At 61.4% G+C, this 13,208-nt stretch carries 13 protein-coding genes; 6 read left to right on the top strand and 7 right to left on the bottom strand.

Annotated elements, in window-relative coordinates:
* Positions 1 to 16: 16 nt before the first annotated feature.
* The 7 genes from cmoB to HBJ59_RS20340 all read right to left on the bottom strand — a co-directional run bounded on the left by cmoB (position 17) and on the right by HBJ59_RS20340 (position 7,249).
* Positions 17 to 973 (bottom strand): tRNA 5-methoxyuridine(34)/uridine 5-oxyacetic acid(34) synthase CmoB, encoded by a 957-nt coding sequence (cmoB, locus tag HBJ59_RS20370; RefSeq protein ID WP_076017601.1) that lies wholly within the window; start codon positions 971 to 973, stop codon positions 17 to 19.
* Positions 970 to 1,713, bottom strand: a complete 744-nt coding sequence (gene cmoA / locus HBJ59_RS20365; protein ID WP_167664573.1) for a carboxy-S-adenosyl-L-methionine synthase CmoA — start codon at positions 1,711 to 1,713, stop codon at positions 970 to 972. Before cmoA ends, cmoB begins: the two co-directional genes overlap by 4 nt.
* Before the next feature lie 136 nt (positions 1,714 to 1,849).
* Complete coding sequence (locus tag HBJ59_RS20360; RefSeq protein ID WP_076017599.1) at positions 1,850 to 2,494, bottom strand: lysoplasmalogenase; 645 nt, start codon at positions 2,492 to 2,494, stop codon at positions 1,850 to 1,852.
* A gap of 1 nt (position 2,495) precedes the next feature.
* Positions 2,496 to 2,888, bottom strand: a complete 393-nt coding sequence (locus tag HBJ59_RS20355; protein ID WP_076017598.1) for a protease inhibitor I42 family protein — start codon at positions 2,886 to 2,888, stop codon at positions 2,496 to 2,498.
* Positions 2,889 to 2,975: 87 nt separating this feature from the next.
* The gene (locus HBJ59_RS20350; RefSeq protein WP_076017597.1) at positions 2,976 to 3,431 is read right to left on the bottom strand and encodes a hypothetical protein; all 456 of its coding nucleotides are present in this window, start codon (positions 3,429 to 3,431) and stop codon (positions 2,976 to 2,978) included.
* Between the two features lie 185 nt (positions 3,432 to 3,616).
* Positions 3,617 to 6,037: an endopeptidase La gene (gene lon, locus HBJ59_RS20345; protein ID WP_076017596.1), complete on the bottom strand. Its 2,421-nt coding sequence runs from the start codon at positions 6,035 to 6,037 to the stop codon at positions 3,617 to 3,619.
* Positions 6,038 to 6,259: 222 nt separating this feature from the next.
* Positions 6,260 to 7,249, bottom strand: a complete 990-nt coding sequence (locus HBJ59_RS20340) for a GntR family transcriptional regulator (protein WP_076017595.1) — start codon at positions 7,247 to 7,249, stop codon at positions 6,260 to 6,262.
* A 335-nt stretch (positions 7,250 to 7,584) separates the two neighbouring features.
* On the opposite strand from HBJ59_RS20340, the gene HBJ59_RS20335 reads away from it, so the two are divergent.
* The 6 genes from HBJ59_RS20335 (at position 7,585) to HBJ59_RS20310 (ending at position 13,200) form a co-directional block, all read left to right on the top strand.
* Positions 7,585 to 8,928: an amidase gene (locus HBJ59_RS20335; RefSeq protein ID WP_167664572.1), complete on the top strand. Its 1,344-nt coding sequence runs from the start codon at positions 7,585 to 7,587 to the stop codon at positions 8,926 to 8,928.
* Positions 8,929 to 8,939: 11 nt separating this feature from the next.
* Positions 8,940 to 9,818 carry a polysaccharide deacetylase gene (locus HBJ59_RS20330; RefSeq protein ID WP_167664571.1) on the top strand — a complete coding sequence of 293 codons (879 nt, stop codon included), beginning with the start codon at positions 8,940 to 8,942 and terminating at the stop codon, positions 9,816 to 9,818.
* Positions 9,819 to 9,860: 42 nt separating this feature from the next.
* Complete coding sequence (locus HBJ59_RS20325; protein ID WP_017476084.1) at positions 9,861 to 11,201, top strand: MFS transporter; 1,341 nt, start codon at positions 9,861 to 9,863, stop codon at positions 11,199 to 11,201.
* An 11-nt stretch (positions 11,202 to 11,212) separates the two neighbouring features.
* Positions 11,213 to 11,974 carry an SDR family NAD(P)-dependent oxidoreductase gene (locus tag HBJ59_RS20320; protein ID WP_167664570.1) on the top strand — a complete coding sequence of 254 codons (762 nt, stop codon included), beginning with the start codon at positions 11,213 to 11,215 and terminating at the stop codon, positions 11,972 to 11,974.
* 160 nt (positions 11,975 to 12,134) lie between these two features.
* Complete coding sequence (locus tag HBJ59_RS20315; RefSeq protein ID WP_167664569.1) at positions 12,135 to 12,884, top strand: SDR family NAD(P)-dependent oxidoreductase; 750 nt, start codon at positions 12,135 to 12,137, stop codon at positions 12,882 to 12,884.
* A gap of 13 nt (positions 12,885 to 12,897) precedes the next feature.
* A complete protein-coding gene (locus tag HBJ59_RS20310; RefSeq protein ID WP_076017591.1) occupies positions 12,898 to 13,200 on the top strand; it encodes a hypothetical protein in 303 nt (100 codons plus the stop codon).
* Positions 13,201 to 13,208: the final 8 nt, after the last annotated feature.

Raw genomic sequence — 13,208 nt, 5'->3', positions numbered from 1 at the left:
CAACACAACAGCAGTCTTATTTCTTCGCGACAATCACCGCCCGCATCGGCGCCGGCAGCCCTTCGATGGTCTTGCTGTGATCCTCAGGGTCCAGGAAGTCGCTGAGGGACTGATACTTCATCCACTCCGTGCCGCGCTGTTCCTCAATCGTCGTCACGCTCACATCCACACAGCGCACGTCGGTGAAGCCCGCGCGGCGCAGCCACAGCATCAGCGCCGGCACCGATGGCAGGAACCACACGTTGCGCATCTGCGCGTAACGGTCTTCCGGCACCAGCACCTGCTGCTGATCGCCTTCAACCACCAGCGTCTCCAGCACCAACTCACCGCCCTTGACCAGGCAATCCTTCAACGCCAGCAAATGCTCGATCGGCGAACGGCGGTGGTAAAACACGCCCATGGAAAATACGGTATCGAAGCCTTCCATATTCGGCGGCAGGTCTTCAAACGGGAACGGCAGGTGCCAGGCCTTTGGCTCAGGCAAGTAGCGCTGCACCGCCTGGAACTGGCAGAAGAACAGCCAGTTGGGGTCGACGCCAATCACGCTGTCCGCCCCGGCGCCGAGCATGCGCCACATGTAATAGCCGTTACCGCAGCCCACATCGAGGATGCGTTTGCCCTTCAGATCCAGGTGTGGCGCGACTCGCGACCACTTCCAGTCCGAGCGCCATTCGGTGTCGACGTGCACGCCGAACAGATCAAACGGGCCTTTGCGCCACGGGCATAAGCCCAGCAAGGCCGTAAGCATTTGCGCACGGGTTTCGTCGTCGCAATCGGTGTCGAGCACCAGGCCATTGAGCAGGTCGATTTCGCTGGGCATGATTTTCGGCAGCGCATCCAGTGCGCTCTGCCAGCGCTCCAGGTCGCCATGACCTTTTTCCATCTTCGCATCGAGTTGCGCTTGCAGGCCCTGGGCCCAAACGGCCAGGGGAGTGCCGACCAGATGGCGGGCGAGGGGAGACAGATCAATCATGGCAAGGCAATCAACGAGGCAAAGTTAAGACACTGGAACCACGGCACGACTTTCGAGAATCCGGCCGCCAGCAGGCGTTCACGGTGTTCTTCAAGGCTGTCGGGCTTCATGACGTTTTCGATGGCGCTGCGCTTCTGGGCGATTTCCAGTTCGCTGTAGCCGTTGGCGCGCTTGAAGGCGATGTGCAAATCGGTGAGCAGCGCGTGCTCTTCAGGATCATTGAAGCGCAGCTTTTCCGAAAGGATCAGCGCGCCGCCCGGCCGCAGCGATTGGCGGATGCGCGAGAGCAAGGCCAGGCGTTGTTCGGGGGCGATAAATTGCAGGGTGAAGTTCAGCGCCACCACCGAAGCCGGCTGGAATTGCAGCGCGAGGATATCGCCCTCGATCACCTCCACTGGCAGCAACTCCTGGAACATCGAGTCCTGGCCATTGAGGTATTCGCGGCAACGCTCGACCATCGCCGCCGAGTTATCCACAGCAATCACCCGGCAACCGTCGGTGCGCACGTGACGGCGCAGGGCCTGGGTCACCGCGCCGAGGGATGAACCGAGGTCGTAGAGCACGCTATTGGGCTGGGCAAACTGCGCCGCGAGTACGCCGAGGTTCTCGACGATGGTCGGGTAGCCGGGCACCGAGCGCTTGATCATGTCCGGGAAAACCCGCACCACGTCTTCGTTGAAGGCGAAGTCCGGCACCTGGGGCAGGGGCTGGGCGAATAGGCGATCGGGTTCTTTGCTCACGGCTGTTCCGGCGACGAAGGGGGAAAGCCCGGCATTTTAGCGTAGGAGCTGGCTTGCCGGCGATGTTCGTTAACGATGACGCGGACTTTCTGGATGAGCGCGGCAACTGTGGGTTTTTTCGCTGGCAAGCCAGCTCCTACAGGTTGACGGGTTTTTTCTGAGGAAAGGAAGAGGCCGTAATCCCCCACTGCCCCAGCCAATAACTGACGATCAGCAAATACGGCGCCGCTTCAAACGAAACCACAAACCGATTGATCCCAATCAGCGTGTCGGAAAACACGAACGACGCTGCGCCCGCCGCCGCCAGGTACGCCGAACGCTTGGGCACTTCGCTACCCAATCGTGCCAGTGCTCGCCACAACATAGCGCTGATCACCAGCGCATAAACCACCACCGGCGCCAGCAATGGACCCAGGCCATGGGAAATCAGGATGCTCAGCAAGATCGCGCCCACCACCAGCGCCAACACCAGCGGCAAAATCGCCGGGCGGCGGCAGTCGCTCAAGTAGGCTTTCAGGTACGCCAGGTGCGCGAACAAAAATGCCCCCAGGCCGAAGATGAACAAGTCGCCAGGCCAGGCCAGCAGCACATCACCTACCAGAGAAAAAATCAGCCCCAGGCTGACCCAGCGTCGATAGTCGGTAGGCGGCGCATCATGCAGCCAGCCCAGCAACGCCAGTACCGGCAACGGCTTTACCAACAGGCAGAGCAGGGTGGCGTGGGTGCTCAGGCCGTAGATAAAGGTCACCGCACCCATCAACGCAAGGATCATCCATGGCATATCAGTTCACCGTAATGGCGCAGTCGAAGGTTTCGGCCGGTTCTGCTTCCGGCTCCCAAGGTTGTTGTGAGGTGAGACGCAAACGGCCCTGGCCGGCGTTGAAGGCCTGGAAGCGCCAGGTGGATTGACCGCCGCTGCCGACCACGCCGGTGTCTTCAGTGTTGCTGTAGACCTCGGGGCTCAGGCTGCGCAGCACACCGCCGGCCGAGTCCTGGATGGCCCAGCGATAACCGGTGGTGGGATTGCTGGGCAGGGTCAGGATCAGGTTTTGCCCGGTCCTGAGTTGCAGTGGGCAAGCGCTCTGTTTTTCCACGGTGACGTTTTGCTTCGGCGCACTGGCGCAGGCGGCGAGCAGGCAAAGGCTCAGGGGGAGAAGCAGGCGGGCAGCGGTCATGGGGGCTCCGTTGTTTGACGACGAAGGGCGAGCATAACCGAAGATGAGACAGGGTGTTACAGCGGCACAACACATGCCGTTTTACCGTTAACGAAGCACAATCACCAGCCATACATCAAAGGTGGCCGCGATCCGCAATGTTTCCCCGTCTCGCGCCTCGACTGTCATGTCGAGTGTTCCGCTGTAGTGGTTATTGTTTTCGGAGATTTTCAGCTTCAGCGTTCCCTGCTTGGTAACGGTGTGTCTGTGCATAAAGCCGAAGCCGTCCAACTCCATGTTGGAGTAAATGACTCTGACAACCGGGCCTACGGATACTTCCTCAAAGTCGTAAGTACCTGATTGAATATCCCTGTGCAGCACCATTTCAAATCTTCGCTCACTCTGCGCGCTGTATTTCTGGGCGATGGCAGTGATCCCGAACCAGTGCTCATCCGCTTGATACTCCAACTCCTGCGCGAGGAAATCCCCGCGATGAGATACGGTCGCCTTGAATAATCCAGTGGTATTGCTTGTGATTGCCGGTGCGTAGTTTGACTTTTTCATGAGGATCCTCCCAGTGAATAACGGATTCAATATAAATAGGCTGGGAATGGATCGGTACTGTAAGAACTGACAGTTTTTAATTCTGTTATGCGCTATCAGCGCAGCGTTTTAGTTATAGCAACCCTTAAATAACAATGACCAGGCATGATGCCTGGCCATTGTTATTTCACGTGCGGCTTATTACCTCAGAACAACACCTTCGCCACATCCGCAAAGCGCTTGGCAAAATGTACCGTCATGCCTTCCTTCAGATACTCCGGCAGCTCTTCAAAGCTCCCGCGGTTAGGCTCCGGCAAGATCAGTTCGTGAATCTTCTGGCGCCGCGCCGCAATAACCTTCTCGCGGACCCCACCAATCGGTAGTACATGTCCGGTCAACGTCAGTTCACCGGTCATCGCCACGCCTTTTTTCGGCGGCTGGTTACGTGCCAGGGACAGCAACGCACTGGCCATGGTCACGCCCGCGCTTGGTCCATCTTTTGGCGTCGCACCTTCCGGCACGTGCAGGTGCACGAAGGCTTCGTCGAAGAACTTCGGGTCACCGCCGAACGACTTCAGGTTGGAGCTGATGTAGCTGTAGGCAATCTCGGCCGATTCCTTCATCACGTCACCCAGTTGCCCGGTGAGTTTGAAGCCACGGTTCAGTGTGTGAATACGCGTCGCCTCGATCGGCAGGGTCGCGCCGCCCATGCTGGTCCACGCCAGACCGGTGATAACACCGGTGCCCGACAGCACTTGCTCGTTACGGAACACCGGCATCCCCAAGGAGGCTTCCAAGTCCTTGTTGCCAATCTTGATCACCGAGTCCGGCTCATCCAGCAGCTTGACCACGGCTTTGCGCACCAGTTTGCCCAGCTGTTTTTCCAGCTGGCGCACACCGGCTTCCCGGGCGTAGCCATCGATCAGGGCGCGCAGGGCGCCGTCGCTGATGGACAGGCTGTTTTTCGACACGCCGGCTTTTTCCAGCTGTTTTGGCCACAGGTGACGCTTGGCAATCGCGACCTTTTCTTCGGTGATGTAGCCCGACAGGCGAATCACTTCCATGCGGTCCAGCAATGGGCCGGGGATCGAGTCCAGGGTGTTTGCGGTGCACACGAACAGCACTTTGGACAGGTCCAGGCGCAGGTCCAGGTAGTGGTCGAGGAATTCGACGTTCTGTTCCGGATCCAGGGTTTCGAGCAGGGCCGAGGCGGGGTCGCCCTGGTAGCTCTGGCCCATCTTGTCGATCTCGTCGAGCATGATCACCGGGTTCATCACTTCCACATCTTTGAGGGCTTGCACCAGCTTGCCCGGCATCGCGCCGATGTAGGTGCGGCGATGGCCCTTGATCTCGGCCTCGTCGCGCATGCCGCCGACGCTGAAGCGGTAGAACGGCCGGCCGAGGGATTCGGCAATCGATTTGCCGACGCTGGTCTTGCCCACGCCCGGCGGGCCCACCAGCAATACGATGGAGCCGGCGACTTCGCCTTTATAGGCACCCACCGCGAGGAATTCGAGGATGCGACTCTTGATGTCGTCCAGGCCGGCGTGGTGCTTGTCGAGCACTTTGCGGGCGTGTTTCAGGTCGAGTTTGTCCTCGCCATACACACCCCATGGCACCGAGGTGGCCCAGTCCAGGTAGTTGCGGGTAACCGCGTACTCCGGCGAACCGGTTTCCAGGATCGACAGCTTGTTCATTTCTTCGCTGATGCGTTTTTGCGCCTGGGCCGGCAGCACCTTGTCCACCAGGCGTTGTTCGAACTGCTCGACGTCGGCGCTGCGATCGTCCTTGGTGAGCCCCAGTTCCTGCTGGATGACCTTGAGTTGCTCCTTGAGGAAGAACTCGCGCTGGTGCTCGCCGATCTTGCGGTTCACTTCGGCGGAGATTTCTTTTTGCAGGCGCGCGACTTCGACTTCCTTGCGCAGCATCGGCAAGACTTTTTCCATGCGCTTGAGCATGGGCACGCAGTCCAGCACTTGCTGCAGCTCATTGCCGGTGGCCGAGGTGAGGGCGGCGGCGAAGTCGGTCAGCGGCGACGGATCGTTGGGGCTGAAGCGGTTGAGGTAGTTCTTCAGTTCTTCGCTGTACAGCGGGTTGAGCGGCAGCAGTTCCTTGATCGCATTGATCAGCGCCATGCCGTAGGCCTTGACCTCATCGGTCGGCTGGGTCGGCTGGTGCGGGTATTCGACTTCCACCAGGTACGGTGGGCGGTGGTGCTTGAGCCAGGTCTTGATCCGCACGCGGGTCAGGCCCTGGGCGACGAATTGCAGCTTGCCGTTTTCGCGGCTGGCGTGATGCACCTTCACCAGGGTGCCGTACAGCGGCAGGCTGGAGGTGTCGAAGTGGCGCGGATCTTCGGGCGGGGTTTCCATGAAGAACAGGGCAAGGGAGTGGTGGTCGGATTTGCTCACCAGCTCCAGGGTTTCGGCCCACGGCTCTTCATTGACGATCACCGGCAACACTTGCGCCGGGAAGAACGGCCGATTGTGGATCGGGATGATGTAGACCTTGTCGGGCAGGTTTTGCCCTGGCAGGGCCAGGCCAGTGTTGGCGGAAGTGTGTTCAGCGTTTTCCGGATCGGCGTAGTCGTTGAGGTCGATGTCCGGGAATTCTTGCTGGTCGCTCATGGGGCACCTGCATAAGGAAGTATGCAGGTTAGATGGGGCAGGTCGGCCGTGGTTTCAATGGGTGGGGTGAGATAGCAACATATTGCACAATATTTTCAAAAGCGCCGCTGAACAAGTGTGGGAGCGGGCTTGCTCGCGAATGCGCTCTGTCAGTCAATGCATCTGTGACTGATGCGCCGCATTCGCGAGCAAGCCCGCTCCCACATTTTCGATTGCATTTCGTCAACTGAGTTTGTGCAAGTAGGCCGGTAAAGGCTGTTCAGGCAGCACCGACAGCACCTTCAAACGCTGCAACATCCGCTGCCTGGCCCGTTGCAGGTGCTCGCGCAGGTTCAGTGCGGCGGCGTCGAATGCGCCATGCAGCAACAGCTCAAGGATCAGCCGGTGCTCGGCCAGCATCGCCGGATCCGCACCGATGCCCAGCAGGCGGTAGAAAATCCGGCTGATGATCATCGGGCTCTGGCCCTGGCGAATCAGCGCGGCGATCTTGCGGTTTTGCAGGCCCGCCAGGCAGTGCTGGTGCAGGTCTTCCTCGATTTGCTCGATTTCTTCCAGGCTGCAATGGGCGCTGTCCTGGGCATCGAGCACCCGCTGCAACATGGCTTGCAGCAGGTCGCGGTCGAGGTTCGGTGCGCTCTGGCGCAGGGCTTCCGGCTCCAGGCAGGCGCGCAGTTCGTAGTCTTCGGTGACTTCCCGGGCGGTCAGCGGCCCGGCCAGCCATTGGGAATAGGGTTCTTTTTCCACCAGGCCACGGTCCCGCAGGCGCATCAGTGCTTCGCGCACCACCGCGCGGCTGACGTTGTAGTGCTCGGCGGCAGCCTGTTCATCCAGGCGGTAATGCCCGAAGGCAATGCAGGTCGAGAGCGCTGCGCCGATTTCCTCGACGATTCGCTCCCCCAGTGGCCGGGTGTCCACCAATTCATCTTCACCGTTGAGGCCCAGGTGCGCATGGCTCAGGGGAAGGCGCAGCGGCTCCATGTCCAGGCCTTCGGGGTTGATCAGGTAACCGCGGCCATCAAAGCGGCAGATCAGCCCTTCGTCATGCAACAGGTTCAGGGCTTTGCGCACCGGCACCCGGCTGGTGCCGAACAGTTCGGCCAGCGGCGCTTCCAGCAACACCAGGCCATGGCGCGCGGTGCCGTGGGTGATGGCATCGCGCAAAACCTGGTGAATCATCGCGTAACGGGAAGCCGAGGCTGACACTGCTTTCATCGGGTTCTCTGGAGCAAACGGGTCGGTGGCCGGGGATTCTCTCATAGTTGCGCCTGTCACTCTGCGCCACGTCGGTGGCACTTTTTTGGGGCCTGCAGAGGGAGTTGTTACTTTTCTGCACCAAAATGTACTTATTAATAAAAGATACATTATTTCATTGTGGACGAGTGTTAAACGCCCGCCGATATTTCTTTTGATGTCTGAAACCCATCTAGGCCGTGTATCTGCTTCAAGCTGCCCGACATGCCCAACGCGGTGTCAACGAGACTGGCACGAAAGCTGCCTTTGTAAAATGTACATTTTATTAATATGTACGTTTTTAAAAGGTCATTCCCATGTCAGACGCCACTTCACTGGCCGAGGATTTCGCCAGCGGTCGCAGCGACCCGGTGCAGGCACTTGAACAGGCACTTGCCGACGCGAGCAAGGTCCCCAGCGTATTCATTTCCCTGACCGCCGAGCGCGCCCGCCGTGAGGCCGAAGCGTCCGCTGCCCGTTGGCGTGCCGGCCAGCCGTTGAGCGTGTTCGACGGCGTGCCCCTGGCCTGGAAAGATTTGTTTGATGTGGCCGGCAGCATTACCACAGCGGGCGCCCTCTATCGCACCCAGGCACCGGCCGCCTTGCTGGATGCGCCGAGCGTAGGCCTGTTGTGCCGCGCCGGCATGGTCAGCGTGGGCAAGACCAACCTCAGCGAGCTGGCGTATTCCGGCCTGGGCCTGAACCCGCATTTCGGCACGCCGCACAACCCGAGTAGCGTTGATCAACCGCGGATTCCCGGCGGCTCGTCGTCCGGTTCAGCCGTCGCCGTGGCGGCCGGCATCGTACCGATCGCCATGGGCACCGACACTGCCGGCTCCATCCGTATCCCCGCAGCACTGAATGGCGTAGTGGGGTACCGCAGCAGTTGCCGGCGCTACAGCCGCGACGGCGTTTTCCCGCTGGCTCACACCCTCGACAGCCTCGGCCCGCTGACCCGCAGCGTGCGCGATGCGCTGGCCATCGACGACCTGCTCAACGCTCGCGACCAGCGCCCGCCACGCCAGGCCCGCAGCCTCAATGGCCAGCGTTTTTGGGTCGAACAAAATGTGCTCGACGACGCCCGCGTCGAGCCCGCGGTGCGCGATAACCTGCAGCGTTGCGCGGACCGCTTGAAAGCCGAAGGTGCGCTGATTGATGTGCGCCCCTCGAAGACTTTCCAGGCCACCCTCGACCTGATCCAGCACCAAGGCTGGCTTGGCTCCTTCGAAGCCTTCGCCCTCCACGAAGCCCTGCTCGACAGCCCTGACGCCAACCAACTCGACCCCCGCGTACGCCGTCGCCTTGAAGCGGCCCGCACGCTGCCGGCCAGCCAACTGCTGGCGCTCTACGAAGCCCGTCGCCGCCTGCAACAGCAGCTTATCGACGAACTCGACGGCGCGATCCTCATCACCCCCACCTTGGCCCATGTGGCCCCGGCCCTGGCGCCACTGGAAGCCGACGATCAACTGTTCGTCAGCACCAACCTCGCCACCCTGCGCCTGACCATGCCCGGCAGCCTGCTGGACATGCCCGGCGTCAGCCTGCCCAGCGGCCGCGACGCCCTGGGCCTGCCCACTGGTTTGCTGCTCAGCGCCCCCAGCGGCGAAGACGCGCGGCTGCTTCGGGCCGCGCTGTCAGTCGAAACCGCACTCACTTTTTAAGGAGACACATCATGGCTAAAGACATCCTCTGTGCATTTGGCGTCGACGTCGACGCGGTCGCCGGTTGGCTCGGTTCCTACGGCGGCGAAGACTCCCCGGACGACATTTCCCGTGGCCTGTTCGCCGGTGAAATCGGCGCACCACGCCTGCTCAAATTGTTCGAGCGCTATGGCCTGCGCACCACCTGGTTTATCCCCGGCCACTCGATGGAAACCTTCCCCGAGCAGATGAAGGCGGTGGCCGACGCCGGCCACGAAATCGGTGTGCACGGCTACAGCCACGAAAACCCGATTGCGATGACCGCCGAGCAGGAAGAAATCGTCCTCGACAAGTCCATCGAACTGATCACCCAGGTCACCGGGAAGCGCCCCACCGGCTACGTCGCGCCGTGGTGGGAGTTCAGTAAGGTCACCAACGAACTGCTGCTGAAAAAAGGCATCAAGTACGACCACAGCCTGATGCACAACGACTTCCACCCGTACTACGTCCGCAAGGGCGACACCTGGACCAAGATCGACTACAGCCAGCACCCCGACACCTGGATGAAACCCCTGGTGCGCGGCGAAGAAACCGACCTGGTGGAGATCCCGGCCAACTGGTACCTCGACGACCTGCCGCCAATGATGTTCATCAAGAAAGCCCCCAACAGCCACGGCTTCGTCAACCCGCGTCACCTCGAAGAAATGTGGCGCGACCAGTTCGACTGGGTCTACCGCGAGCACGAACACGCGGTGTTCACCATGACCATCCATCCCGACGTTTCCGGCCGCCCGCAAGTGCTGCTGATGCTTGAGCGCCTGATCAAACATATCCAGAGCCATGCCGGCGTGCGCTTCGTCACCTTCGACGAAATCGCCGATGATTTTATCCGCCGCCAACCGCGGACCTGACACCCGTACCTAAACCCTGGCCAACCTCCCGAGGCGCGATTCATGTCTATCTACAACAAGCTTGATCTGACTGGCTGGAAACCCCGGCAACTGACGCCCAAGGAAGTGCGTTTCGCCACCTGGATCGCGTTTTTCGCCTGGGTGTTTGCGGTGTATGACTTCATTCTTTTCGGCACCTTGCTGCCGGAAATCGGGCGGCACTTTAATTGGGGTGAAGTGGAGCAAGCGCAGATAGCGACATGGGTGGCGGTAGGCACCGCCGTGGTCGCGCTGGCCATCGGTCCGATCGTGGACAAGCTGGGTCGGCGCAAAGGGATCATTTTCACCGTGGCCGGTTCGGCAATCTGCTCGGCGCTGACCGCCATTGGCGGCGCGTGGGGCAAGTCTTCGCTGATCCTGATCCGTTCGCTGGGCGGCCTGGGTTATGCCGAGGAAACTGTCAACGCCACCTACCTGAGCGAGCTGTACGCCGCTTCCGATGACCCGAAACTGGCCAAGCGTCGCGGCTTTATCTACAGCCTGGTCCAAGGCGGCTGGCCGGTGGGCGCGTTGATCGCGGCAGGTTTGACCGCGCTGTTGCTGCCGGTGATTGGCTGGCAGGGCTGCTTCGTGTTTGCGGCGATCCCGGCGATTGTGATTGCGGTCATGGCGCGCAAGCTCAAGGAGAGCCCGCAGTTCCAGATTCACCAACGCATCAGCGAGCTGCGCAAAAGCGGCTCGGTGAAAGAAGCACAAAACGTCGCTGTGACCTACGGGGTGGACTATGACGAACACAGCAAGGCCGGCCTCAAGGCCGCCTTCCGTGGCCCGGCCCGCCGTGCAACGTTGGTGATTGGTGCGGCGCTGTTGCTCAACTGGGCCGCGATTCAGGTGTTCAGCGTGTTGGGTACGTCGGTGATCGTCAGCGTGCACCACATCTCGTTCGAGAACTCGCTGATCATCCTCGTGCTGTCGAACCTGGTGGGTTACTGCGGCTACCTCAGCCACGGCTGGATGGGCGACAAGATCGGCCGGCGCAACGTGATCGGCCTGGGCTGGATGCTCGGCGGGCTGTCGTTTGCCGGGATGCTGTTTGGCCCGAGCAACATGGCGATGGTGGTCGGGCTCTACAGCCTGGGCCTGTTCTTCCTGATCGGGCCGTACTCGGCGGCACTGTTTTTCATCAGCGAAAGTTTCCCCACCAGCATCCGTGCCACCGGTGGCGCGATCATCCATGCCATGGGACCGATTGGGGCCGTAGTCGCCGGGTTTGGCGCGACCCAAGTGTTGTCGGCCGGCAGCGACTGGCAGACCGCTGCGCTGTGGTTCGGCGCGCTGCCATGCTTCCTGTCCGGTGCGTTGATGTTTGCCGCACGCCATGTGCGTCCGGAAACCGTTCAGTAAGGAGTTATTTGATGAGTCGTAAAGTTGCATTGATTACCGGTGCCGCCAGCGGCATCGGCCAGGCCCTCGCGGTGGCGTATGCCCGCAGTGGCGTGGCGGTGGTGGGTGGGTATTACCCGGGCGATCCCCATGACCCGCATCACACGGTTGCGCTGGTGGAAGAGGCCGGCGGTGAATGCCTGATGCTGCCATTGGACGTGGGCGATACCGCGTCGGTGGATAACCTGGCGGCGCAGGCGGTCCAGCACTTCGGTCGCCTCGATTACGCAGTGGCCAACGCCGGATTGCTGCGCCGTGCGCCACTGCTGGAGATGACTGACGAGTTGTGGAACGAGATGCTCAACGTCGATCTGACCGGGGTGATGCGCACCTTCCGCGCGGCGACCCGCCACATGAGTGAAGGCGGTGCGTTGGTGGCGATTTCGTCGATTGCCGGTGGCGTGTATGGCTGGCAGGAGCATGCGCACTATGCGGCCGCCAAGGCCGGCGTGCCGGGGTTGTGTCGGTCGCTGGCGGTGGAATTGGCGCCGTTGGGGATTCGTTGCAACGCGGTGATTCCGGGGTTGATCGAGACGCCCCAGTCGCTGGACGCGAAGAACTCCCTGGGGCCGGAAGGCCTGGCGAAAGCGGCGCGTGCAATCCCGCTGGGTCGGGTAGGGCGGGCGGATGAAGTGGCGTCTCTGGTGCGTTTTTTGACCAGTGAGGAATCGAGTTACCTCACCGGGCAGAGCATCGTGATTGATGGTGGCTTGACCGTGCGCTGGCCGGATTAACCCCGGTTTTAAGCCGGGCTCGGTCCAAATGTGGGAGCGGGCTTGCTCGCGAATGCGGAGTGCCAGCCAATACATGTGTAACTGATCCACCGCATTCGCGAGCAAGCCCGCTCCCACATTTTTGACCGCGTTCGCCGTTTGATTATTTGAGGAGTTCACCATGCCCCAACTCTCTAACCGCCGTGCCGTGATCACCGGCGCCGGCAGCGGCATCGGTGCTGCCATCGCCCGTGCCTACGCCGTCGAAGGCGCACGCCTGTTGCTGGCCGACCGCGACGCCGCCGCCCTCGCCGAAACCGCCTTCACCTGCCGTAACCTCGGTGCCGAAGTCCTCGAATGCGTAGCCGACGTCGGCACCGTTGAAGGCGCCCAGGCCAGCGTCGATGCCTGCGTCACCCATTACGGCGGCATCGATATCCTGGTCAACAACGCCGGTATGCTGACCCAGGCCCGGTGCGTCGACCTGACCATGGACATGTGGAACGACATGCTGCGCGTCGACCTCACCAGCGTCTTCGTCGCCAGTCAGCGCGCCTTGCCCCACATGATTGGCCAGCGCTGGGGCCGGATCATCAACATCGCCTCGCAACTGGGGATCAAGGGCGGTGCCGAGTTGACGCACTATGCAGCGGCGAAAGCCGGCGTGATCGGCTTCACCAAATCCCTCGCGCTGGAAGTGGCCAAGGACAACGTACTGGTCAACGCCATTGCGCCCGGGCCGATTGAGACACCGTTGGTAGGCGGCATCAGCGACACCTGGAAACGCGCCAAGGCCGCCGAGCTGCCGCTGGGCCGTTTCGGCCAGGCGGATGAAGTCGCGCCGACCGCGGTGCTGCTGGCCAGTGAGCCCGGCGGCAACCTGTTCGTCGGCCAGACCCTGGGCCCGAACTCCGGCGATGTCATGCCATGAGCGGGCACTAAGCATGTGCGGACTTTGCGGCCTGCTGGGCGAAGACCTGCACTGGAGCGATCCCTTGGGCGATGAGCTGCCCCGTCGCCGCGAACGCCTGCGCCGCATCGCGGCGATCAACCAGGTGCTGGCGGTGTTCCGGCTCAAGGTCGAAGACTTCCAGGGCGCGTCCTATCTACTGCTGGGCGCCACCGGCAAACAGGAACTGGCCAGCGGCCTGGATCAGCTATGGCGGGCGGCAGAGACCATGCTCGGTCGGCCGCTGGATCCTCTTGACCCCAAATTACTCGACCATTTGGAACAGGGTCTTCTGTAGGAGCGAGC

The organism is Pseudomonas sp. AN3A02 (assembly GCF_011765255.1).
Lineage (GTDB): Bacteria > Pseudomonadota > Gammaproteobacteria > Pseudomonadales > Pseudomonadaceae > Aquipseudomonas.
The sequence above is the reverse complement of the archived record's forward strand: the minus strand, read 5'-3'. Positions and strand labels throughout refer to the sequence as shown.